This window comes from Arthrobacter sp. P4_F10 (genome assembly GCF_056401435.1).
The window spans coordinates 54,846-77,554 of the sequence record NZ_JBFUJJ010000001.1; the positions used below are offsets into that span (position 1 = coordinate 54,846).

At 66.8% G+C, this 22,709-nt stretch carries 19 protein-coding genes; 8 read left to right on the plus strand and 11 right to left on the minus strand.

Annotation, left to right across the window (positions count from 1 at the left end; translation table 11 throughout):
• Window positions 1-3 precede the first annotated feature (3 nt).
• The 8 genes from AC1DR1_RS00295 to AC1DR1_RS00330 all read right to left on the minus strand — a co-directional run bounded on the left by AC1DR1_RS00295 (window position 4) and on the right by AC1DR1_RS00330 (window position 9,651).
• Window positions 4-609: a TetR/AcrR family transcriptional regulator gene (locus AC1DR1_RS00295; protein WP_476966188.1), complete on the minus strand. Its 606-nt coding sequence runs from the start codon at window positions 607-609 to the stop codon at window positions 4-6.
• 125 nt (window positions 610-734) lie between these two features.
• Window positions 735-2,306, minus strand: coding sequence for an amino acid permease (locus AC1DR1_RS00300; protein WP_476991973.1), 1,572 nt, complete (start codon window positions 2,304-2,306; stop codon window positions 735-737).
• A 173-nt stretch (window positions 2,307-2,479) separates the two neighbouring features.
• Window positions 2,480-2,890 carry a DUF779 domain-containing protein gene (locus AC1DR1_RS00305; protein ID WP_476991974.1) on the minus strand — a complete coding sequence of 137 codons (411 nt, stop codon included), beginning with the start codon at window positions 2,888-2,890 and terminating at the stop codon, window positions 2,480-2,482.
• Between the two features lie 16 nt (window positions 2,891-2,906).
• Window positions 2,907-3,929 (minus strand): alcohol dehydrogenase AdhP, encoded by a 1,023-nt coding sequence (adhP, locus tag AC1DR1_RS00310; protein WP_476991975.1) that lies wholly within the window; start codon window positions 3,927-3,929, stop codon window positions 2,907-2,909.
• Window positions 3,930-4,098: 169 nt separating this feature from the next.
• Window positions 4,099-5,622, minus strand: coding sequence for an acetaldehyde dehydrogenase ExaC (gene exaC, locus AC1DR1_RS00315; RefSeq protein WP_476991976.1), 1,524 nt, complete (start codon window positions 5,620-5,622; stop codon window positions 4,099-4,101).
• A gap of 146 nt (window positions 5,623-5,768) precedes the next feature.
• Entirely contained in the window at window positions 5,769-7,148 is a 1,380-nt protein-coding gene (locus AC1DR1_RS00320; RefSeq protein WP_476991977.1) for a GAF domain-containing protein, read from the minus strand.
• Between the two features lie 180 nt (window positions 7,149-7,328).
• A complete protein-coding gene (locus AC1DR1_RS00325; RefSeq protein ID WP_476991978.1) occupies window positions 7,329-8,102 on the minus strand; it encodes an ion transporter in 774 nt (257 codons plus the stop codon).
• Window positions 8,103-8,214: 112 nt separating this feature from the next.
• On the minus strand, window positions 8,215-9,651 hold the full coding sequence (locus AC1DR1_RS00330) for an FAD-dependent oxidoreductase (protein ID WP_364745361.1): 1,437 nt from the start codon (window positions 9,649-9,651) through the stop codon (window positions 8,215-8,217).
• Between the two features lie 129 nt (window positions 9,652-9,780).
• Between AC1DR1_RS00330 and rarD the strand changes: the two genes are divergently transcribed.
• The 4 genes from rarD (at window position 9,781) to AC1DR1_RS00350 (ending at window position 13,743) form a co-directional block, all read left to right on the plus strand.
• On the plus strand, window positions 9,781-10,806 hold the full coding sequence (gene rarD, locus AC1DR1_RS00335) for an EamA family transporter RarD (protein ID WP_364745358.1): 1,026 nt from the start codon (window positions 9,781-9,783) through the stop codon (window positions 10,804-10,806).
• Window positions 10,807-10,908: 102 nt separating this feature from the next.
• Window positions 10,909-11,313, plus strand: a complete 405-nt coding sequence (locus AC1DR1_RS00340) for a DUF7793 family protein (protein ID WP_229992436.1) — start codon at window positions 10,909-10,911, stop codon at window positions 11,311-11,313.
• Window positions 11,300-12,832 (plus strand): putative bifunctional diguanylate cyclase/phosphodiesterase, encoded by a 1,533-nt coding sequence (locus AC1DR1_RS00345; RefSeq protein WP_476991979.1) that lies wholly within the window; start codon window positions 11,300-11,302, stop codon window positions 12,830-12,832. The genes AC1DR1_RS00340 and AC1DR1_RS00345 overlap by 14 nt, the downstream gene beginning before the upstream one ends.
• Window positions 12,833-12,897: 65 nt before the next feature.
• Window positions 12,898-13,743, plus strand: a complete 846-nt coding sequence (locus tag AC1DR1_RS00350) for a class I SAM-dependent methyltransferase (RefSeq protein WP_476991980.1) — start codon at window positions 12,898-12,900, stop codon at window positions 13,741-13,743.
• Here the strand turns inward: AC1DR1_RS00350 and AC1DR1_RS00355 are convergent.
• A complete protein-coding gene (locus AC1DR1_RS00355; RefSeq protein WP_229992433.1) occupies window positions 13,710-14,582 on the minus strand; it encodes a universal stress protein in 873 nt (290 codons plus the stop codon). The genes AC1DR1_RS00350 and AC1DR1_RS00355 overlap by 34 nt on opposite strands.
• 192 nt (window positions 14,583-14,774) lie before the next feature.
• On the opposite strand from AC1DR1_RS00355, the gene AC1DR1_RS00360 reads away from it, so the two are divergent.
• On the plus strand, window positions 14,775-15,551 hold the full coding sequence (locus tag AC1DR1_RS00360) for an AMIN-like domain-containing (lipo)protein (protein WP_229992432.1): 777 nt from the start codon (window positions 14,775-14,777) through the stop codon (window positions 15,549-15,551).
• Window positions 15,552-15,796: 245 nt separating this feature from the next.
• Here the strand turns inward: AC1DR1_RS00360 and gabT are convergent, their stop codons facing one another.
• Together gabT and AC1DR1_RS00370 are read right to left on the minus strand one after the other, a co-directional pair.
• On the minus strand, window positions 15,797-17,152 hold the full coding sequence (gene gabT / locus AC1DR1_RS00365) for a 4-aminobutyrate--2-oxoglutarate transaminase (protein WP_229992431.1): 1,356 nt from the start codon (window positions 17,150-17,152) through the stop codon (window positions 15,797-15,799).
• Between the two features lie 94 nt (window positions 17,153-17,246).
• A complete protein-coding gene (locus AC1DR1_RS00370; RefSeq protein WP_229992430.1) occupies window positions 17,247-18,677 on the minus strand; it encodes a gamma-aminobutyraldehyde dehydrogenase in 1,431 nt (476 codons plus the stop codon).
• A gap of 146 nt (window positions 18,678-18,823) precedes the next feature.
• Between AC1DR1_RS00370 and AC1DR1_RS00375 the strand changes: the two genes are divergently transcribed.
• From AC1DR1_RS00375 to AC1DR1_RS00385, 3 genes are all read left to right on the plus strand, one after another.
• Window positions 18,824-20,266: a PucR family transcriptional regulator gene (locus tag AC1DR1_RS00375; RefSeq protein ID WP_476966194.1), complete on the plus strand. Its 1,443-nt coding sequence runs from the start codon at window positions 18,824-18,826 to the stop codon at window positions 20,264-20,266.
• Window positions 20,267-20,382: 116 nt separating this feature from the next.
• Complete coding sequence (locus AC1DR1_RS00380; protein ID WP_476991981.1) at window positions 20,383-21,693, plus strand: MFS transporter; 1,311 nt, start codon at window positions 20,383-20,385, stop codon at window positions 21,691-21,693.
• Window positions 21,690-22,370: a FadR/GntR family transcriptional regulator gene (locus tag AC1DR1_RS00385; protein ID WP_229992427.1), complete on the plus strand. Its 681-nt coding sequence runs from the start codon at window positions 21,690-21,692 to the stop codon at window positions 22,368-22,370. Before AC1DR1_RS00380 ends, AC1DR1_RS00385 begins: the two co-directional genes overlap by 4 nt.
• The last annotated feature ends 339 nt before the right edge of the window (window positions 22,371-22,709 follow it).

Sequence of the window (22,709 nt, forward strand, 5' to 3'; positions counted from 1 at the left end):
AGCTCAGATGTGCTGGCCGTCGGTGGCCAGGCGCCGGTCGAGGTTGTTGAAGAAGACCAGCATCATCAGCTCAAAGGCCTTTGTGGCTTCCTCGGGCTGGTTGTTGACGACGAAATCGAACTGGAGCCCATAGAACGCGGCGGTGAACAGGCGGGCGTCGGTTTCCGCGAACTCCGGCTCGATGCCCTGGATGATGAGCCAGTCCCGGGCCTTCGCGTGCAGCATCCGGAAGTGTTCCTGGGCGGTGCCGCGCGGTACCGCCGCCACAACGTCCTGCGCTGTCGCCTCGAATTCAAGCCGGGCCAGGTGCCGGTTGCGCTGCGCCATGGTCCACTGCCAGGATTCCAGGAGGAAGGCCCGCCACGCGTCCCTGTCGATGTCCCTGACGTCGGTGGCGCGGATGCTGTCCAGCCGGGATTCGATGCCGCGGATGATCTCGTTGATCAGCTGTTCACGGTGGCCGAAGTGGTACACCAGGACGTAGCTGCTGACGCCCAGCCCGTCGGCGAGGCTGCGGAACGTCAGCTCCGCCAGCGTCTTGTCCATGAGGTAGTCGAGAATCGCCGACAACAACTCTGATTTGCGTTCCGGTCTTGCTGGGCGGGCCATGTGTCCATCTTAGGGATCGCAGGCCAAACGCCGAAGTCGCCGGAACCGTGCGAAGACGCCGGAAGTTTCCAGCGAATTCGCACGGCTCCGGCGACTTCGATGCGTCGGGAGCCGGTACTCCCCGGTCAGGAGCGGGTGAGCGCGTCCTCGTCGTCCGCCGCGGACGGTCCGGCCGCGTTGACCGTGCTCTCCTTGCCCGGGCCGTTCACGGAGGCGCGGGCCTCCGCGAACTTCTCGTTCAGCCGGGAATGGCGCTGGCCGTAGGCGAAGTAGATCGCGATACCGATCACCAGCCAGATCGCGAAGAAGATCCAGGTTTCCACGGCGAGGTTCGTCATGAGGTACAGGCACAGGACGGCAGAGACGATCGGGAGCACCTTGCCGAACGGGACGCGGAAGGCCGGCTTCAGGTCGGGACGCTTCTTGCGGAGCACCAGGATGCCCAGGCTGACCATCACGAAGGCGGACAGGGTCCCGATATTGATCATTTCCTCCAGCAAGTCCACGTTGGTCAAGCCGGCAACGAGTGCCACTCCGGCGCCGCAGATGATCTGGAGGCGGGCTGGCGTCGCACGGATGGTGCTGGTCTTGGACAGGGAGCGCGGCAGCAGGCCGTCGCGGCTCATGGCGAGGACAACGCGGGACAGGCCCATCAGCAGCACCATGATCACCGTGGTGAGGCCCACCAGGGAGCCGAAGGCGATGACCTTGGCGGCGTCGGTATTGCCGACGGCCTCGAAGGCGGTGGTGAGCGTCGGGTTCTTGGCCTCAGCCAGCTTCGTGTAGGAGACCATGCCGGTCAGTGCCAGCGACACCAGGATGTACAGCACCGTGACGATCGCCAGGCCGCCGAAGATGCCGCGGGGCAGCGTCTTCTGCGGGTTCTTGACCTCTTCGGCGGAGGTGGCGACGACGTCGAAGCCGATGAAGGCGAAGAAGACCAGGGCGGCGCCGGCGAAGATGCCAAGGGTTCCGTACTGGGCGGGGGCCGCACCGGTCAGGAAGCCGAAGAAGGACTGCTTGAGGACATCGGCGGTTCCGGTGCCTCCGGTGGGTTCGGACGCCGGGACGAACGGGGCGTAGTTCTCGAACTTCACATAGGTGAAGCCGACCACGATCACGAACAGGACCACCGCGATCTTGATGAGCGTGAAGATGTTGCCGACGCGGGCAGAGAGCTTGGTCCCGAGGACCAGCAGCACGGTGAAGACGGCAACAATCAGGAAGGCGCCCCAGTAGAGGTCAACGCCGCCCAGCGAGATCGACGGCGGGATGTCCACGCCCATGAGCGCGAAGACCTTGCTGAGGTAGATGCCCCAATATTTGGCGATCACGGCGCCGGCCGTGAACAGTTCAAGGATCAGGTTCCAGCCGATGATCCACGCAAGGATCTCCCCCATGGTCGCGTACGTGAAGACATAGGCGGAGCCTGCCACCGGGATGGCCGTGGCAAATTCGGCGTAGCACATGATGGCGAGCGCGCAGGTGACGGCAGCGATAGCGAAGGAGATGGTCACGGCGGGCCCGGCGAAATTCGCGGCGGCCTTGGCGCCGACCGAGAAGATCCCGGCGCCGACGGCAACCGCGACCCCCATGATCATGAGGTCCCACGTGCTGAGCGAGCGCTTCAGCCTGCGTCCGGGTTCATCGGCGTCGGACATGGACTGCTCGATGGATTTTGTCCGGAAAAGGTTCATAGAAAAGTCCGCAATCTTGGTAACTGGGTTTGGAAACAGACCTATCCATCGTAGTGTCCATCCACTGGGCGGCCAGATTTGTCCCACATAGTGAGACGCGGATGCGGGCCGTACCGGTGTTGCCGGCACGGCCCGCACGTTTGTCCGCTCGCTTTAGGCTGCCCTGTTCCGGCTCAGACCGGCCAGTTTTCCATCAGCGTAGAGCGGATCAGGAACCGCTTGCCTTCCGGCGCCTCCACTGAGAAACCGCTCCCCCGGCCAGGGACGACGTCAACTGTCAGGTGCGTGTGGCTCCAGTAGTTGAACTGCTCCCGCGACATCCAAAATTCCAGTGGCTGGGGCCGCAATCCGTCGGAGATGTCGAAGAGGCCCAACAGGACGTCGGAGTCGCCGGTCAGGAACTCCCCCGCCGGATAGCACATGGGCGCGGACCCGTCACAGCAGCCGCCGGACTGGTGGAACATTAAGGGCCCGTGCTGCACCCACATTTTGAGCAGCAGTTCCACCGCCTCCGGGGTGAGAGCCACCCGGGAGAAGTCCTCCCCGGGGAGGGTCACGGCGGCGTCGAGCTTTGTCGCTGGCATCAGAGTCCATCCTTCATTAGTACTTGATGACCACTCTGCCGTCGATCTTGGCGTGCTTCATCTCGTCAAGAACGGCGTTGACCTCGGAGAGTTCCCGGGAGGACACCGTGGGGTGGATCTTGCCCTGGGCATAGAACTCCAGGGCTTCCTCAAGGTCCTGCCGGGTGCCAACAATCGAGCCACGCACGGTCAGCCCCTTGAGCACAATCTCGAAAATCGGCGCCGGGAAGTCCCCCGGCGGCAGCCCGTTGAACACGATCGTTCCGCCGCGCCGTGCCATCCCAATGGCCTGGCCGAACGCCGAGGGGTGCACTGCCGTGACCAGGACTCCATGGCATCCTCCGGTTTCGCGCTGGATAACTTCGGCGGGATCCTCGTGCAGGGCATTGACGGTCAGCTCTGCACCGTGCTTCTTGGCCAGGGCGAGCTTGTCGTCGGCCATGTCCACCGCCGCGACCCGCAGCCCCATGGCCACGGCGTACTGGACAGCGATGTGCCCGAGCCCGCCGATCCCGGAGATGGTGACCCACTGGCCCGGCCTGGCCTCGGTCATCTTCAGGCCTTTGTATACGGTGACTCCCGCACAGAGAATCGGCGCCACCTCCGCAGGGTCAGAGCCGGCCGGGATCCTGGCCGCGAAGCGGGTGTCGACCAGCATGTATTCGCCGAAGGAACCGTCGACGCTGTAGCCGGCGTTCTGCTGCGCCTCGCACAGGGTTTCCCAGCCCRTGCGGCAGTAATGGCAGTCGCCGCAGGCTGACCAGAGCCACGCGTTGCCGACCAAATCGCCGACGGCCAGATCGGTGACGCCCTCGCCGAGGGCGACGACCTCGCCGACGCCTTCGTGGCCGGGAATGAACGGCGGTGACGGCTTGACCGGCCAGTCTCCCTCCGCGGCATGGAGGTCGGTGTGGCAGACACCCGTGGTGATGACCTTGACCAGCGCCTCGCCCCGGCCCGGGGCGGGAATGGGGAGGTCCTGGATCTGGAGGTCCTTGCCGAATTCAGTTACCACAGCAGCTTGCATTGTCGTCGTCATTGGCGAAATCCTTGCGTAGTTTTAGGCATAGTTCTTTTGGGCATATTGAGGGTTTGGTGTACTCCGTGGGGTGGCGGGAGGTGCTGCATGCCCGCGGGGTGGCCAGTGCGGGCACATGGAACGGGCGGGGCGGATCACTGCCGATCCGCCCCGCCCGGGTCAATGCGGCTTAGAAGAAGCCGAGCTTGTTTTCGTTGTAGCTGACCAGAAGGTTCTTGGTCTGCTGGTAGTGGTCCAGCATCATCGAGTGGTTCTCGCGGCCGATGCCGGAGGACTTGTACCCGCCAAACGCCGCACCGGCCGGGTAGGCGTGGTAGTTGTTGACCCACACGCGCCCGGCCTGGATCTCGCGGCCGGCACGGTAGGCAACGTTGCCATTGCGGGACCAGACACCGGCACCGAGGCCGTAGAGGGTGTCGTTGGCGATCCCCATGGCGTCGTTGTAATCACTGAAGCGCGTCACGGACACCACGGGGCCGAAGATCTCCTCCTGGAAGATCCGCATCTTGTTGTGGCCCTCGAAAATGGTGGGCTGCACGTAGTAGCCGCCGGCCAGATCGCCGGACAGTTCGGCCCGGGCGCCGCCGGTGAGCAGCTTGGCGCCTTCCTGCTTGCCGATGTCGATGTAGGAGAGGATCTTCTCCAGCTGGTCGTTGGAGGCCTGGGCGCCGAGCTGCGTCTCGGTGTCCAGCGGGTTGCCCTGGATGATTTTCTGCACCCGGGCGATGGYGTCGGCCATGAACGAGTCGTAGATGCCGTCCTGGACCAGGGCGCGGGACGGGCAGGTGCAGACCTCGCCCTGGTTGAAGGCGAAGAGCGTGAAGCCCTCCTGGGCCTTGTCGTAGAAGGCATCGTTGGTGTCGGCGACGTCGTTGAAGAAGATATTCGGGCTCTTGCCGCCGAGTTCCAGGGTGACCGGGATCAGGTTCTGGCTGGCGTACTGGCTGATCAGGCGGCCCGTGGTGGTCTCGCCGGTAAAGGCGATCTTGCGGATCCGCGGGCTGGAGGCCAGCGGCTTGCCCGCCTCGACGCCGAAGCCGTTGACCACGTTGAGCACGCCGGCCGGCAGGATGTCGCCGATGAGTTCCATCAGCACCAGGATCGAGGACGGTGTCTGCTCGGCGGGCTTCAGCACCACGGCGTTGCCGGCGGCGAGGGCCGGGGCGAGCTTCCAGACGGCCATGAGGATCGGGAAGTTCCAGGGAATGATCTGGCCGACGACGCCGAGCGGCTCATGGTAGTGGTAGGCGGTGGTGTCGTCGTCGAGCTGGGAAAGCCGGCCCTCCTGGGCGCGGACAGCAGAGGCAAAGTAGCGGAAGTGGTCCGCGGCCAGCGGAATGTCGGCGTTGAGGGTCTCGCGGATCGGCTTGCCGTTGTCCCAGGATTCGGCGACGGCGAGCATCTCGGTGTTCTCATCGATCCGGTCGGCGATCTTGTTCAGGATCGCGGCGCGCTCGGCCACCGAGGTCTTGCCCCAGGACGGTGCAACCTTGTGGGCGGCGTCCAGCGCCAGTTCGATGTCCTCGGCGGTGCCGCGGGCCACCTCGCAGAACACCTTGCCGGTCACCGGGGTGATGTTCTCGAAGTACTGGCCCTTGACCGGGGCAATCCATTCGCCGCCGATCCAGTTGTCGTAGCGGTCCTTGAAGGTGACCTTCGAGCCCTCGGTACCGGGCTGGGCGTAAACAGTCATTGCTAGCTCCTTTGCTGTGCAAGATGGGGGGGCAGCTAGGCGCTTCCGGCCCCCGTTGCACCCAGCGTAGGCGCGCAAAGGTTGCAGTCAGGTTGCAAGCAAGTGACCCCGGTCACTCACCCGCCGTCCTTGCCTGCCGCGACGGGTCAGGCGCTCAGTTCCCGGTCCAGCCGTTCCAGATCGGCGACGACGGCGGCGCGCTTGGGCGAGCGCGGCGCCAGCAGCTTCAGCGCGGCGATGCGGACGTCGACGTCGTCCTTGGCCTCGGGCAGCGCGGCGTACTTCAGGAGCGATTCGGCGCTGCCGTCCGTCAGCAGGGCCTCGCGCATCAGTGCGGAGACCCTGGCCCGCAGCTCCACGACGCCGGGCGCCTCGGAGCGGGGCAGCACGGCGCCGCGGTAGATCTCCAACGCTATCCGGTGGGCGCCGCGCTGCAGGCAGTCCAGCACCTGTCCGGCGTCGGGGACGAGGTCCAGCGGCAGGCGGTACGGGCGTGATTCCGGGACAGCACCGGGATGGAGCTGCTGAAGCACCTTGCGCAGCCGCACCATCTCCGCGCGCAGGGTCATGGTGAAGGCCTCCCCGGGGTACAGGAGGGCGCAGAGTTCCTCGGCATTCAGCCCTGCGGGGTGGCTGCTGAGCAGGGCCAGGATCTCGCTGTGCCGGGCGGACAGGGCCACGGTCCGGCCGTCAATGCTGAGCAGGGCCTGGTCGCGGCCGAGCAGCTGGAGGCTGTTGCGGTAGAGGCTGTTGGCCGCCGGCGCCCCGGCCGTCTTCGGCGCCGAGTTCCGCCGCCGGGACGGCGAGGACTGCCCGGCTGCGGCCAGCTGCAGCCGTTCCACCCGCAGATGCGCCTGGGCCGCGGCGACCGTCGCCTCAACGAGCGATAACGTATGCGGGGCCACGGCCGACTCTGTGCCGGTGATGTCCACGACCCCCAGCAGGGCGCCGGAATCAGGATCGTGGAACGGCACAGCCGTGCAGCTCCACGGATGAACCGAGCGCTTGTAGTGTTCGGCACCGGAGATCTGGATTCCCCGGCCGAGGGCCAGCGCGGTTCCGGGGGCGCTGGTGCCGACCGTCGCTTCGGACCAGTCGGCACCGGGGACGAACATCATGCCCTCGGCCCGGCGCTGCAGGGCGGCGTCGCCTTCGACCCAGAGCAGCCGGCCCACCTCGTCTCCCACGGCTACCAGCATTCCGCTGTCATGGCTCGGCAGGACCAGGAGCTTATGGATCACGGGCATGATGGCGGCCAGCGGGTGCTGGCGGCGGTATTCCTCGAGTTCCTCGCGGTCCATGGCCAGCGGCGCCTCGGGGTTGTCCGGGTTGGCGAGCAGCTGTGCGGAACGCCGCCACGACTCCTGGATCAGGCTGCTGAGTCCAGGCAGTTGCAGGTTCCCGGGAAAAACGAGTCCCTGCGAGTCCAGTTCCTCATGCCCGGCGCTGGCATGCTGCTGGCGCAGCTCCGCACTGACCCCGCCAGCTGGCGGTAACGGAGCTGCCGGATGGACCAGATTCCTCATTGAACTCCCACCGGACGGGCTCGACGGCGTACCGAAGGCCGCCACGTCCGGTCCAGTCTAGTTCCGAGCGGGGCGTTTGGAAACGCGCCGGAGTCCTCAGCAGGACGACGAATGACCCGCGTCGACACGGATCAGGTTCCCGCGGAAGCCTGCACCAAGTCCGCGACTATGGGCAGGCGTTCACGAAGTTGGCTCGGCGAGCAGCTTTCTGATCTCGGTGAGCTTGGCTTCGGACTCTTCCAGGCGCAGGCGGAGTGCCTCGACCGCCACGGTACCTGTGCCGGCCGCTCCGACGGACGGTGCGGGTTTCTTGGGAGAGAGGAAGAAGTTGGCCAGGTAGCCGGTGAACGTGCCGAAGATACCGACGCCGAGGACAATGATGCCTGACCCGATGACACGGCCCGGATCGGTGACCGGATACTGGTCACCGTATCCAACTGTCGAGATCGTGACGATCGTGTACCAGATGGCGTCCGAGGCGGTCGTGATGTTGGCCCCCGGGGCGTACTGCTCGACGCGGAGTATCGTGAGGCTGCCGAATTCCAGCACGAAAATGCCCATGAGCAGCAGTACGTACAGGGAACTGCCGGCCCGATCTTTGATCAGCGCGCGGCCGACGGTGCGGATGCCGAGCTCACGGAGCAGGCGGTACACCCGGACCAGCCGGAAGGTGCGCAGGATCTTGAATTGGGCGACAGGCACGCTGGCAAGCAGGTCGGCCCAGCCGAAGTGCTTGAAGAAATAGGCGCCGGCCGATGGTGCGGTGACGATCCGGTAGAGGAAATCGGCGAGGAAGACCACGCTGAAAATGCCGTTCATCACGGTGAGCACAGTGTCGAGCGACGCGTCCTGCACTACATACAAGAGCCCGAGATTCACGATCGACAGGATCGAAAGGATACCGATGAAGATCTCGTATCCGGTGCTCTTCAGTTCACTGCGTTCCTTGGTCATGTGAGGATTCTGGCACGTAGGCAGCCGCGCAGCCGACACTTTTTTCGCCCGGGGCTGACGGGACGCTGGCCCCCCTGCTGCCTCAAGGACCTGCTGCCCCCAAAGACCTGCCCTAGCCGCGGGAAATCTCGATCATGCCCTCGCGGGGCACTACCTTGATGCGCTCCCGTTCGATCCCGTCGGCGGACTGCGCCGCGGACCATTCGGCGCCGAGGGCGAGCTCGTGGGCGTCAAGCTTGATCCACCCTTCCCACGTGGTGTACTCGATGCCGCGCTCCTGAAGCAGGTCGATGATGGCCTGCGGGTCCGGGTTCTGCGCCGGGGGCAGCGTCAGCCGGTCCTCCAGCAGGAAGCCGATGGTCTCCAGCGCGTCGCCCTTGGTGTGGCCGATCAGCCCGACGGGCCCGCGCTTGATCCAGCCCGTGGCGTAGATTCCGGGCACGGCGTTTCCCTCGGCGTCGAGCACGCGGCCGCCCTCGTTCGGGACGACACCGCGGCGGGCATCGTATTCCAGCTCATCAAGCGGCGAACCGTGGTAGCCGATCGCACGGTAGACGGCCTGGACGGGGTAGTCGAGGAACTCCCCGGTGCCCTTGACGTTCCCGGTGCCGTCCAGCTGCATGCGTTCGAACTTGATGCCGGCGACCTGGCCGGGGTTCGCGGCGTCGTCATGGATCTCGACGGGGCTGTGCAGGAAGTGCAGGTGCAGCCGGCGCGAGGACGGTTCCTCGGCCTCGGCATGTTCCTCGACGAGCCAGTTCGTCAGGGTGTTGACCATGGTCCGGATCTGGTTGTTGCTGCGGATGGCCTCGTCCGAGGCCTCGTCGAACTCGAAGTCCTCCGGATACAGCACGATGTCCACGTCCTTGGCGTGGCTGAGTTCGCGCAGCTCCAGCGGCGTGAACTTCACCTGGGCCGGGCCGCGGCGGCCAAAAACATGGACGTCGGTGACCGGCGAATCCTTCAGTGCCCGGTAGACGTTGTCCGGGATTTCGGTGACGAGGAGTTCATCGGCGTGCTTGACCAGCATGCGGGCCACATCGAGGGCCACGTTGCCGTTGCCGATCACCGCAATCTCCTTGGCCTCCAGCGGCCAGTCCCGGGGCACATCCGGGTGGCCGTCGTACCAGGAGACGAAGTCCGCCCCGCCGAAGGACCCCTCCAGGCCGATCCCTGGAATGTCCAGGTCCGCGTCCTTGATGGCTCCGGTGGAGAAGATGACGGCGTCGTAGAAGGCCCGGAAGTCATGCAGCGTCAGGTCCCGGCCGTAGGTGACGTTACCGAGGAACCGGATGTCGCCGCGGTCCAGGACCTTGTGCAGGGCGTTGACGATCCCCTTGATCCGCGGATGGTCAGGGGCCACCCCGTACCGGATGAGGCCGTACGGTGCCGGATATGCCTCGAAGAGATCGATGCTGACCTGGAAGTCGCCGTCTTTGACCTCATTGGACTTCGTCAGGATATCCGCGGCGTAGACGCCGGCCGGACCGGCGCCAACAATCGCGACACGGAGGGGACGAGTGGATGTGGATTCGGCCGAGTTGGACACCGGGAGCCCTTCTGAGTCTTAGGACAGCGCCAGTAGATACAGCGCACAGGCCCCTATTCTAAATGTCGCCGGCTCGCTCCTGCTCCGATTGGCAGGAATAGGCGCCGCGCAGGTGGTGTTATTGATCTTGTGCCTAAGCCTGAAGGATCCTTCTCCCCCGCCCCACTGACAGCGTCGAGCGCCTCAGCCGCTGCAGCCGGGCCGGCGCCGGCCCGGCCGGCTGGACCGGCACCGGTAGACAAGGACACGACGGCGGGAATCCTGTTCGGGATCGGCGCCTACGGGCTCTGGGGGCTGCTGCCGCTGTACTTCTACGTCCTGCATCCGGCCGGCGCCGTCGAGATCGTGGCCAACCGGGTGGTCTGGTCGCTGCTTTTCTGCGTCCTGCTGATTACCATCACCCGCTCGTGGCGGGTGCTCGGATCCGCGTTCCGCAACCGCACGGTGATCGGGCCCCTTTCGATCGCGGCCGGACTGATCGCGGTGAACTGGCTGACGTATACCTACGGTGTAACCACCGGCCAGGCCGTCGAAGCCTCCCTGGGCTACTTCATCAACCCGCTCGTCTCTGTATTGCTGGGGGTCTTTGTCCTGAAGGAGAAGTTGCGGCCGCTGCAGTGGGCCGCCGTCGGCATCGGTTTCATTGCTGTCGGGGTTCTGACGGTCTCCTACGGCAAGCTCCCCTGGATCGCGCTGACGCTGGCGCTGAGCTTCGGCCTGTACGGATTCGTCAAGAAACGTGTTGGCCCGCGGGCGGACGCGATCACGAGCCTCACCGTGGAGACGATCGTGCTGGCACCACTGGCTGCGGCCACAATGATCTTCCTGGCGGTCAGCGGGGCGGCAAGTCTGGCCACCAACGGTGCGGGGCATTTTTGGCTGCTCGTGGCGTCCGGCGTCATCACCGCCGTGCCGCTGCTGTTCTTCGGCGCCTCCGCCCGCCGGCTGCCGATGACCACGATCGGCCTGCTGCAGTACTTCGCACCGGTCCTGCAGTTCATCGTGGCGCTCGTCGTGTTCAAGGAAGCCATGACACCGGACCGCTGGATCGGTTTCGGTGTCGTCTGGCTGGCGCTGCTGGTGCTGACCGTGGACATGCTGCACACTGCCCGGAAGAACTCCGTGACCCGGAAACTGGCCCGCGCCGCCGCCTAGCGCTCCTGCCCTGCGTTACTGACCTGAGGGCTGCTGCCTGCGCACCACGGCCGCTGTGCATTAGTGTCAGTATGAATGCACACGTTGGGGCGAAATTGAGGATTGCTGGTGCCAGAAGAGGATCGTGAAACTCCGGGCGGGCGCGACATCTCGTCTCTGGACTTCGACAGCAGCGGCATCTTGCGCCTCGAGTGGGCCCGGGGCGTCGTGATTGATGCCCCCAACGCCCAGCTGGCCATGGATCGCGTCAATGAATTGTGCGGCGGCCGGCCCACGCCGCTGTTGATCGACATGGCCACCACGGAGTCCGTCACCCGGGCCGCCCGGGCCGTGTTCGCCAAGCGCTGCGACGCCTCGGCAATCGCGCTCCTCGGTTCGTCCGCCGTGGACCGGGTTCTCGCCAACTTCTTCCTGGGCGTCAATTCGGCGCCGGTTCCGACACGCTTTTTCACCAACAGCGATGAGGCGGTCCGCTGGCTGACCGCACGGGGCCATGACGGGGAGTGAAGATGACCGCCGCCTCGAGGAACTCGTGGACGGCATCGTCGTACTGTCCTCGGGCGATTTGTCGAACCGCCTGCCGGTCTCACCGGCAAGGGACGGCATTGACGCCGTCACGACCGRCATCAACCTGCTGGCCGAAGAGCTCCAAAGCATGTACGAGGACCTGGAAGTCCGGGTCGCCGAGCGGACCGCGCTCCTGGAGGCGGCCAAAGCCGAACTCCGGCGCGTCATCAACACCGATGAGCTGACCGGCCTGGCCAGCCGCTCGCTGCTGCAGGAAAAAGTGGCCGAAGCCGTTGCCGGCGCCGGCGCGGGACACCAGCCGGCCCTCATTCTGCTGGACCTCGATTCCTTCCGGCTCATCAACGACAGCCTCGGCCATGCCGCGGGGGACGCCGTCCTGCGCGAGGCGGCCCTGCGGCTTCGCGCGGCGGCCGGTGCCGGCCACCTGATCGCACGTCTGAGCGGTGACGAGTTCGCCGTACTCGTCGCGGACCAGGACACGGAGGACGTGCTGCAGATCGCGGCCCGGCTCGGCGAATCGCTGAAGGACAGAATCGTCGCCGGCGGTGTCGCTGTCGCCCTCACGGCCGGAACCGGTGTCCGGCTGGGGGAACCTGGCCTGCGCAGCGAGGAACTCATCCGCGATGCCGACATCGCCATGCATGAGGCCAAGAAACGCGGCCGGGACACCCTCCTGGTGTTTTCCGCCGCCATGCACGAGGCCGCCAAGCAGCGGGTCCACCAGGTGGCAGAGCTGAGGACGGCACTGGCAATGGACCAGCTCGAGCTGGAATACCAGCCCATCATGGACCTCCGCACTGGAGCCATTGCCGGCACCGAGGCCCTGATCCGCTGGCGCCACCCCGCCTTGGGCCTGCTGGCGCCGGATACCTTCCTTGACGCCGCCGACGAGGCCGGGCTCACCGTGGAAATCGGCCACTGGGTGCTCCGGAACGCGATCGCGCAGACCGGCCGCTGGAAGTCCGATCCGGGCCTCCCGGCGGACTTCAGCACGCACATCAATCTCTCCCCTGCGGACCTGCACCACGTTGATCTGGCGCCCTACGTGGAAAGCCTGCTGGCCCGCCACGACGTGGACCCCAGCCATGTCTCAATCGAGATCACCGAAACTGCGATCATGCGCGGCGGCCCGGAAGTCGCAGCCACCATGAAGTCGCTCAATGATCTCGGCGTCCGGATCGAGATCGACGACTTCGGCACGGGCTATTCTTCCATCAGCTACCTGCGCACCCTCCCGGCCGCGCAGGCAAAGATCGACAAGTCCCTGCTCGACGGACTGACCACAGACCGGCAGCAGGAGGCATTCGTCGCGGCCATCCTGCAACTGATCCATTCGGCCGGACTGGGCGCCGTTGCCGAGGGCATCGAGGACAGGGAGCAAGCGAACAAGCTGCGGCAGCTGAACTGCGAATTCGGTCAAGGGTACTTTTTCAGCCGTCCGCTGCCGGTGCCGGACATGACGGATCTGCTCGCACACAGAGACGGCGCCGTCGCGTGAGCGGACCCGTTCCCGCGGGCACGCGCAAGACAGGAACACGCAAAACAGGAAAAAGCACGGCGGGCATGCATAGGGCGGCGGACACGTTCCGGCTGGCTGCCAGGGTCGCGGCGCTGTCACTGCACCGTCCCAGCCGCCCGGACCGGCGCTGGGATGCCTTCTGGCGCGGAGTGTCCCAGGGCTCCTTCACCGAACCGATCATCTGGGATGCCGCCCCCGGCGCCGGGAACGAAGAGATCCGGCACCACCTGCAGGCCATGGCGGGCGCGATGGACACCGGCCTTCCCGTGATCGATCTCGGCTGCGGGAGCGGCGCCATCACACGCCGGCTGACCGAAATCTTCCCCTCGGTCCTGGGCGTCGACGTCTCACCCGAGGCCGTGGCAGCCGCGCAGTGCGCCCAGCCGCACGTACCGGGTCTCAGTTTCCGGAGCCTGGATGCCACCGAGCCGGCTGCGGCAGCCGGGCTGGCGCGGGAATTCGGCGACGCCAACGTCTTTGTCCGCGGCGTTTTCCACGTCCTCAGCCGGCGGCGGCAGGCACGCCTCGCGGGCTCCATCGGAGCCCTCCTTGGCACTCGGGGACGGATTTACCTGGTCGAGACAAACGTCCCGGGCGGCGCACTCAGCTACCTGCGCGGCCTGGGCGCCACGGGCGAGAAGATCCCGGGACCGCTCCGCCAGGCCATTTCTGCCCTGCCGAAACCGGGCCACTTCGGCGCCGGGCAACGCTCGCGCGTGTTCCCCGCGGACCGCTGGACCCTCATCGCGCAGGGTTCCACCGTCCTGATGACAGTGCCGATGGAGGCTGGCGGACCGCCCAGCAGCATTCCCGCATACTGGGCGGTCCTGGCCCCGCGGCCCCAGGCCTCCGAGAATCAGACCGCCGGGAAGGTATCCACCTGCTGGTAGTCGCGCGGAACCACGACCATCGGCACGGGGAGCGCCCGCAGCACCTTGAAGGCCGTGCTGCCGATGAACAGCTTGTACTTCTCCGCCAGGCGGGATGACCCTACGATCATGACCTCCCCGTCGTCCCATTCCAGGTCGTCGATTGCTTCCTCGATCGTGCGGCCGTGGGCGACCTCCACACTCACATGGTGGCCCTCCGGCAGACGGTGCGCGGCGGCGGCCAGGACGGTGTTGGCGTGGATGTGGGCAGCGTTGACGTTTTCCCCGCCGTCCCCCTCGACGTCCAGTTCCACGAGGGAGACCAGCCGAAGCGGCACCCCGCGGCGCTCGGCGGATTCGATCGCGACGTCGATCGCCGCCTCCGCTCCGACGCGCTGGCCCACGGCGAGGGTCAAACGCGTGATGGCTTCGGTCCGGCGGTAGCCGTGCGGCGCCAGTGCCACCGGAACCGGGGCGGCGTGCAGCAGGGCGTTGGCCACGTTGCCCACGGTATGCCGCTTAAACAGGCCATGGCTGGCGGCACCAACCACAATCAGCCCCGCCCTGTACTCGAGTGCGGCATCGATCAGGCCAGCTGCGAACGATTCCGCCTGGCGGACATGGAAATGCGCCTCCAGCCCCTCAGGGACCAGTTCCATTCCCTGGCGTTCCGCGGAGAGGACCTGCTGCTCCGCGGCGCTGACCCGGTCTCCTTCCGGATTCGTCGCCACATGGGGCGTGTGCCGGTCCACCACATAGACCAGGTCGAGTTGCGCCCCCTGCGCCCGGGCCATGGCCGATGCCAGGGCAACGGCATCCGCGCCGCGTTCGGTGGGTGTATAGCCGACTACGTATCGCATGTATGAACCCCTTATGGGTCTGTGGCAGACGCCAGCTGCGCCCCGGGGGTTCCGGGCGACGTCGGCCGGTCTGCGCTCCTGCAGTGGATAGGAACGACTCTAGTCCAGCGGACCCTCCAAAAGGGGGTGACTTATGGCCCTGAGCAGCACAATCTTCAGGCCCTACGCTTGGATGGTCGAGGGGAGCGCATCATGAACGCCATTCGCAACCGCAGGACCGGGACGCAGACCGCGGTACTGGGAACTTTGACGCTCCTGCTGGTCCTGACCGCCTGCACGCCACCGGCGCCGCAGCCCTCCCCCAGCAGCCAGCCGCCGTCGCAGTCCCCGTCCGCCACCGCGACGGCGAGCCCGTCGCCGTCAGCAACCGGCGACGCCGACGAGACGTTACCGCCGCAATCCGGCGACAAAGTGATCTCCTCCACGGTTACCCACGACTGGTCGGTGCCGGGACCGACCACCCCGTTCCACACGGACCACGAGAACCCGGTGCCCATCGCACCTCCGCCGGCGGCACCGCTGCCAACGCTGTACGCGATCGGCGCAGGCCAGCACCCCTCCGACGTCCCGCCGTATGACCAGCTGAGCTTCCGGTTCTCCGGCGGCTTCCCCAGCTACGACGTCGAAGTGGTCCCCGACCTCGTCGATGACGGCAGCGGGCTGCCCATCCCGATGCCCGGCACGGGAACCATCCTCGAAGTGACGTTCCGCGGCGCCCAGTCGCACACCGCGGACGGCACGGCCAGCACCGTGACCAGCGCGCCCGCACCGGCAATCGGGTACCAGGCGCTCACCAGCTACGCGCCGGCCGGGGACTTCGAGGGCGTGCTGAGCTACGGGATCGGCGTCGGCCGTCCGATGAGCACCATCCCGGAGACCAAGGTGCGCGTCACTGAGGTGGAGAAGATCGAGCAGGGCCAGCACCTCTACGTGGTGGCAATCCAGCTGGACGCGACCGCCTGGAAGTAGGGCCGGCAGAAGCAGAAAGCCAGAAAGCCAGAAAGCCAAAAAATGGGACGGCAACCACGTAGCCGGCGGGACGGACGGAAACAACAGGAACAACAGGCACAACAGAAAACGGAGGAGCCGCGGACGATGTGTCCGCGGCTCCTCCGTTGTGTCCCCCGCTGTTCGGGCAAGGCCGGTTTCCGGGAAGGGATTGCCGTCCCGGCAGCCTATTGGGCCGTGGGCTAGTCGGTGTGCTAGTCGGTGGGCTAGGCGTTGGCCTTGATGGCCGCGGCCAGGACCTCGAGGCCGTCCAGCAGCAGTTCGTCGCTGATCACCAGCGGCGGCAGCAGCCGGATGACGTTGCCGTAGGTGCCGCAGGTGAGGATGATGACACCCTCCTTGAGGCAGGCTGCGGCGACGGCCTTGGTCAGCTCCGGGTTCGGCTCCTTGGAACCGGCCTGGACGAGTTCAACGGCCAGCATGGCGCCGCGGCCGCGGACGTCACCGATCACGGGCTGCTGCGTTGCCAGTTCGCGCAGCTTGCCGAGGGCGATCTCTTCGATGTGCTTGGCGCGGCCGTTGAGGTCGTACTGCTCCATCGAACCGATCGAGGCCAGCGCGGCGGCGCACGCCACCGGGTTGCCGCCGTAGGTACCGCCGAGGCCGCCCGGGTGGACGGCGTCGAGGAGGTCGGCACGGCCGGTGATGGCGGAGAGCGGCATGCCACCGGCGATGCCCTTGGCCATGGTGATGATGTCCGGGACAACACCTTCGTGGTTCACGGCGAACCATTCGCCGGTGCGGCAGAAGCCGGACTGGACCTCATCGGCGATGAAGACGATGCCCTTGTCCTTGGCCCAGTCCGCCAGCGCGGGCAGGAACCCGTCGGCGGGGACAATGAAGCCGCCCTCGCCCTGGATGGGTTCGATGATGATCGCGGCCACCTGCTCGCCGCCAATCTGCTTCTCGATCATGGTGATGGCGCGCTTGGCGGCCTCGGCACCGGTGATCTCCGGGTTTTCCTCGCGGAACGGGTAGCTCATCGGCATGCGGTAGACCTCGGGCGCGAACGGGCCGAAGTTGGTCTTGTACGGCATGGCCTTGGCCGTCAGCGCCATGGTCAGGTTGGTGCGGCCGTGGTAGGCGTGGTCGAACGCGACGACGGCGTCCCGGCCGGTGGCCAGGCGGGCCACCTTGACGGCGTTTTCGACAGCCTCGGCGCCGGAGTTGAACAGCACTGTGCGCTTTTCGTGGTCGCCCGGGGTCAGGCGGTTCAGCTGCTCGGCCACGGCAACATAGCCCTCGTACGGGGTGACCATGAAGCAGGTGTGGGTGAAGTGCTCCACGGCTTCCTTCACGGCCCCGACGACGGCGGGGTCCGAGGCGCCGACGCTTGTCACCGCGATGCCGGAGCCGAGGTCGATGAAGGAGTTGCCGTCGACGTCGTGGATGATGCCGCCGTCGGCGTCGGCCACGAAGACCGGGACGCTGGACGCGACGCCGGCGGCGACGACCGCCTTGCGGCGCTCGGTCAGGGCAACGGACTTGGGGCCCGGGAAGTCGGCCTGGACGCGGCGCTTCTGCTCGAGCCGGTAGGTGATGTCATGTGCGGTGGTGGTCATGGGAAAGCCTTTCTAAGCGTGCGGTTGAGGCGCGCCAGTTATGCGTCAGGTTCAGTTAGGCAGCCGCGTCATGCGTCGGCGTTATGCATCTGCGTTAGGCGTCGAGCGCACTCATCACGTGCTTGATACGGGTGTAGTCCTCGACGCCGTACATGGACAGGTCCTTGCCGTAGCCGGACTGCTTGAAGCCTCCGTGCGGCATTTCGGCGGTCAGGAGAATGTGCGTGTTGATCCAGACGGCGCCGAAGTCGAGGTCCCGGCTCAGGCGCATCGCGGTGCCGTGGTTGGTCGTCCAGACGCTGGAGGCCAGGGCGTAGTCGACGTCGTTGGCCAGCTCCACTGCCTCGTCCTCGGTGCTGAACTTCTGCACCGTGATGACCGGGCCGAACGTTTCCTTCTGGACAATGTCATCGCTCTGCTTGGCGCCGGTGACAATCGTGGGTTCGAAGAAGAAGCCCTTCTCGCCCGCGCGGTGGCCGCCGGTCTCGATCTTGCAGTTCGCCGGCAGGTGCTCGACAACGGACGTGACAGCGTTGAAGTGGTTGACGTTGTTCAGCGGGCCGAAGTAGTTGTCCTCGTCGTTCTGCGAACCCGTGTGCAGGGTCTTGGTGTGCTCCACCATGGCGGCGACGACGTCGTCGTGCACCGAATCCTGGACCAGGACCCGGGTGATCGCGGTGCAGTCCTGGCCGGCGTTGAAGAAGGCGAACTCGGCGATCGCCGCGGCGCTCTTCTTGATGTCGGCGTCGGCGAACACAATGGCCGGGGCCTTGCCGCCGAGTTCCAGGTGGGCGCGCTTGAGTCCCCTGGCGGCGCCCGAGGCGACGGCGATGCCGGCGCGGACGGACCCGGTGATGGAGACCAGGCCCGGGACCTTGTGCTCCACCATCATGGCGCCGGTCTCGCCGGTACCCAGGACAACGTTCAGGACGCCGGCCGGGAAGATTTCACCGGCGAGCCGGGCCAGCACCAGGGTGGATTCCGGGGTGGTGTCCGAGGGCTTGAGGACCACGGTGTTGCCGGCGGCCAGGGCGGGCCCGATCTTCCAGATGGCCATGAGGAACGGGTAGTTCCACGGGGCCACCTGGGCCACGACGCCGATCGGTTCCCGCCGCACGTAGGAGGTGTGGCCTTCGAAGTACTCGCCGGCGGACTTGCCTTCCATGATGCGGGCCGCGCCGGCGAAGAAGCGCAGCTGGTCGGCGCCCGCGGCCACTTCCTCGGAGGCGATCAGGGAGCGGACCTGGCCGGTGTTGCGGTGCTGGGCCTCCACGAGCTCGTCGCTGTTGGCCTCGACGGCATCCGCGAGCTTGAGCAACATGAGCTGCCGCTGCCCGGGCGTGGCGTGCTTCCAGCTCTTGAAGGCGTTGTTGGCTGCCGTCATGGCGGCGTCGACGTCGGCCTGCACCGAGATCGGCGCCTGCGCCACCACGTCGCCGTTGGTGGGGTTCACGATGGGCAGCAACCCTGTGCCGGCGGGGGTGACGAACTCGCCGTTGATGAAGTTCTGCAAGGTTTGAACCACGGTGTACAACCTCTTTCTTACTGCCAATGACGGATGTGTGACTGGTCACGAGCCTATGCCAGCGGGGCAAGCCAGGGAATAGGCACCTGCACACCATGCTCGGCACACTTTAGTGCGCTTGACCAGCACCCGGCTATCCTGAATCCATGGCCATTTCACTCGCCGCCCTGCTGGGAGTTCCGTCCCTGAATCTCACCAAGGCCGGCCTCGCCGAAACCACCTGGCAGCAGGACATTCACTGGGTGGCCGTCACCGAACAGGAGGACCCGCAGCGCTTCCTCAACGGCGGCGAACTGATCCTGACGACGGGGATGCGGCTCAAGAGCGCCGCGGAGCAGCGCCGGTTCGTGCGTCAGGTCCAGCGGGCAGGAGCGGTGGGCATCGGGTTCGGGGTGGGCCTGACGCACGACGCCGTGCCGCCTGCCCTGATCGCCGAGGCCAACCGGTGGGGGCTGCCGGTGGTGGAGGTGCCCTACGAAACGCCTTTCATCGCGATCGGAAAGCTCGTGGCCGACGCCCAGTCCGCGGACCACCTGGTCAAGCTCGAGCGGCTCATCGCAGGGCACCAGATCCTGGCCCGCGCCCTGCTGACCGGCGGCGGCCTCGCCGAACTCCTGAAACACCTGGGCTCGATGCTGCGCACCGAGATCGTCCTGACCCAGTTCACCGCCCAGCTGTACAACAGCGTGCCCGGCCATCCCGCGCCCAAGGCCGAGGGCTGGGCGTCCTACCCCATCCCCACAGGCCGCCGCGACGCCTGCACCCTGTGGGTGAAGCAGCCGTTCGAGGACTCGGGCATCGTGGGCTACGCCCAAAACCTGATCAGCGTTGAGCTCAACAACATGGTCAAGCAGCGGCAGGCCCAGCGGGCGCTGGCCGGCCAGGTCCTGGACGACGTCATCCACGGGACGCTGGAGGCCAGCGAAGCCACCCGGCGCCTGGCCGGGGTCGGCATCAACAGCACCCGCAAGAACGTGGTCCTGCTCGCCGAATCGGCCGCCCACCAGAAACAGCTGGGGAGTTCTTCCCTGCCCCAGCCGCTCGAGGCGGCGGTCAGCGCCGTCGTCGGGAAGGACCTCGTGGTGGTGATGCCCGACGACGGCAGCGGCGCCAGCGCCCTCGCCCGCAGCCTCAGCGACCACCTGGCCGAGGCCGGGATCCACGCCACGATCGGCATTGGCGGGGCCTACACCAAGCCCAACGGCCTGCGCTGGAGCTATTTCGAGGCACGCGACGCGGCCAGCCACGGCCTGCCGGTCAACGAGCCCGAGCGGCTGAGCCTGACCTCGCTGCTGCTGGCCAGCGAGGACGTTCCGCTGGCGGACATGGCCAACGAATCATTGAACCCGCTGCGGGCCTTCGACGCGGCGCACGGCGCCGAACTCCTGGCCACACTGGAAAGCTACCTCGGCAACAACGGCTCGGTGGCGGCCGTCGCCGAGGAACTCACCCTGCACCGCAATACGGTCCGCTACCGGCTGGCGCAGATCACCGAACTCACCGGCTACGACCCCGCGCAGACAGCGGACCGGGTGCAGCTCTGGCTCGCGCTCTCGGTGCAGCGGCTCAGCGCCCGGCACCCGCGCTGACCACCGTCCGCGCCACACCCCGGGCAGGCGGGGTCACATCGCGCTGGGGCTGTCACTTTCCGAGATATTCGCCACTAAAGGCTGAACCTCAAACATCAAACGTCTAACCTTTAGGTATGGCTAGCAGCACGGCGGTTTCCGCACTTTCCCAGACAGCTCCACCCGGCGCGGTCCGCCCGCGCGGCGTGATCGTGGCCGGCGTCGTGGCGCTCGTGCTCATTGGGCTCAATCTGCGCGCCGGGATCACCGGCGCCGCCGCGCTCTTTCACGACCTGCAGGCCGTCCTGGGCTACGGCCCGCTGATCGCGGCCCTGATCCCCTCGATCCCCACGCTGTGTTTCGCGGTGGCCGGAGCTGCCACGTCCTGGCTTACCCGGCAGCTGGGACTGGAAAAAGCCATCCTGCTCTCCCTCGTGATGCTGGCGGCGGGGCTGCTGCTGCGCGGAGTTCCGTCCACCGGGATGCTGCTGGCCGGCACCGTGGCGGGGATGTCCGGGCTGGCCATCTGCAACGTGGCCATGCCCTCCTTCATCAGGGTGCACTTCGCGGACCGCACATCTCTCATGACCGCCGTCTACACCTTGACCATGACCACAGGCGCCACCGTCACCGCCGTGCTGATCGTTCCCGTGGCCCAGGCCCTTGGCTCACCCTCGGCGGGCGTCGGCTCCATCGGCTTCCTGGCCCTGGGCGCCTGCCTCGGCTTCATTCCGATCGCGGTGCACGCCCACCGCAACGCATCCGCCGGCAAGGCCGCCCGTGTTTCCCCTTGGCCCCTGCTGCGTACCCGCACCGGCGCGCTGATCACCCTCGGCTTTACGGTGCAGGCGCTGCTGGCCTATGCCGTGCTCAGCTGGTTCCCCTACATGCTGGCCACGATGGGCCTCACGGCCTCCGACAGCGGGCTCATGTTCGGACTCATGCAGCTCGTCTCCGTCCCCGCGGGCATGGTGCTGGTCGCCATCGGCTCACGCCCCCGGATGCTTCGGACAGCGTTCTACCTGGCCACTGTGACCATGGCCCTCGGCGTCCTGGCCATGCTGGTCCTGCCGGCTGCATTGGCTCCACTGACCGCGGTGCTACTGGGCTTCGGCCTCGGCATCTTCCCCCTGGTCATGGTGATGATCAGCCGCAGCGGCCGCACCACGGCCGAGACCACCGCGCTGTCCACCGTGGCCCAGTCCGCCGGGTATCTGCTGGCGACCCTCGGGCCGTTCGGCATGGGCCTGCTGCACAGCGCCACCAACTCCTGGACGCTGCCCTTGGCCCTCCTGCTGGCAGTGGCCCTCGGCCAGATCGCGGTAGGCCATCTCCTGTCGGCGGGGCCGAAGGAACTGCGGGCCAAAGAACAGCGGGCCAAGGAACTGCGGGCCGCTTCTCACACTCCAGAAGGAACTGCGCACTCCCCGGAAGGGACACGGCGATGACACTCACTGCCTCGCACCGGACGCCGCTGGCGGAGGAAATCACTGCCAAGCTGCGGGCCCTGATCCACTCGGGCGAGTGGCCGCTGCAGCAGCGCATTCCGGCCGAACCTGAGTTGATGGCCGCGTTCGGGGTCTCCCGCGGAACCCTGCGCGAGGCCATCAAGGCGCTCGCCCACAGCGGAATGCTCGAGGTCCGCCGCGGGGACGGCACGTACGTCCGCGCCACGAGCGAGATCGCAGGCGCCACACAGCGGATGTACGAAGACCACTCCCAGGAGCACATCCTCGAGGTCCGGGTCGGGCTGGACACCCAGGCGGCCCGGCTTGCCGCCCGTCACGCGACGGCCGAGGACGTCACTGCCCTGCGCGGCCTGCTCACCGCCCGCCGTGTCGCCTGGCTGGCCGCGGACTATCCCTCGTGGGCCCGCGCCGACTGGGATTTCCATGTACGCGTGGCGCAGGCGTCCGCCAACCCGCTGCTGCATGAGCTGTATGTCAGCTTCGGCAGTGTTTTCCACAATGATCTGCTCCGCCAGCAGCGGCGGGGAGGCTTCAACGGCCTGCCGCTCGAGGGCCACGACGAACTCGTGGCCGCGATTGCCGCCCGCGACGAGGCTGCCGCCGTCGAGAGCGTCACCCGGAACCTGAACTCCTGCGCCGAATGGCTCCAGGAGTAGCCTCCTAAGGGTTTTCCCAAGGTGACCGGAAGATGCTCTGTCTCAGTGGCGGCCGCCACTCGCGCACCGGCTTCGCGGCCAGGCTCGCGGCCAGGCGGATCCCCGTCATCATCGGCGCCAACGCCGAGTCCAGACGGCCGGCCCCTGCGCCCAGCAGCAGGGGCCGGCTCGACTGTGGCGCACGGTTCCGCGGGCACCCCAATAGGGTCTTAGTGCCGTAGACCGCGTTCCGACCTCGGTCAACACTAAGAGTTGGTAGCACGCTGCGCGAGGGTGCCCGCGACAAGGCTGTCTGCACTTCCGCCCCATCCCCCGGGACTAAGTGCCGGTCGCATCGAA

Coding starts and splice junctions, on each gene's coding strand:
- AC1DR1_RS00295 (WP_476966188.1), bottom strand. CDS start 609: ATGGCCCGCCCAGCAAGACCGGAACGCAAATCAGAGTTGTTGTCGGCG.
- AC1DR1_RS00300 (WP_476991973.1), bottom strand. CDS start 2,306: ATGAACCTTTTCCGGACAAAATCCATCGAGCAGTCCATGTCCGACGCC.
- AC1DR1_RS00305 (WP_476991974.1), bottom strand. CDS start 2,890: ATGCCAGCGACAAAGCTCGACGCCGCCGTGACCCTCCCCGGGGAGGAC.
- AC1DR1_RS00320 (WP_476991977.1), bottom strand. CDS start 7,148: ATGAGGAATCTGGTCCATCCGGCAGCTCCGTTACCGCCAGCTGGCGGG.
- AC1DR1_RS00325 (WP_476991978.1), bottom strand. CDS start 8,102: ATGACCAAGGAACGCAGTGAACTGAAGAGCACCGGATACGAGATCTTC.
- AC1DR1_RS00350 (WP_476991980.1), top strand. CDS start 12,898: ATGCATAGGGCGGCGGACACGTTCCGGCTGGCTGCCAGGGTCGCGGCG.
- AC1DR1_RS00355 (WP_229992433.1), bottom strand. CDS start 14,582: ATGCGATACGTAGTCGGCTATACACCCACCGAACGCGGCGCGGATGCC.
- AC1DR1_RS00360 (WP_229992432.1), top strand. CDS start 14,775: ATGAACGCCATTCGCAACCGCAGGACCGGGACGCAGACCGCGGTACTG.
- gabT (WP_229992431.1), bottom strand. CDS start 17,152: ATGACCACCACCGCACATGACATCACCTACCGGCTCGAGCAGAAGCGC.
- AC1DR1_RS00375 (WP_476966194.1), top strand. CDS start 18,824: ATGGCCATTTCACTCGCCGCCCTGCTGGGAGTTCCGTCCCTGAATCTC.
- AC1DR1_RS00380 (WP_476991981.1), top strand. CDS start 20,383: ATGGCTAGCAGCACGGCGGTTTCCGCACTTTCCCAGACAGCTCCACCC.
- AC1DR1_RS00385 (WP_229992427.1), top strand. CDS start 21,690: ATGACACTCACTGCCTCGCACCGGACGCCGCTGGCGGAGGAAATCACT.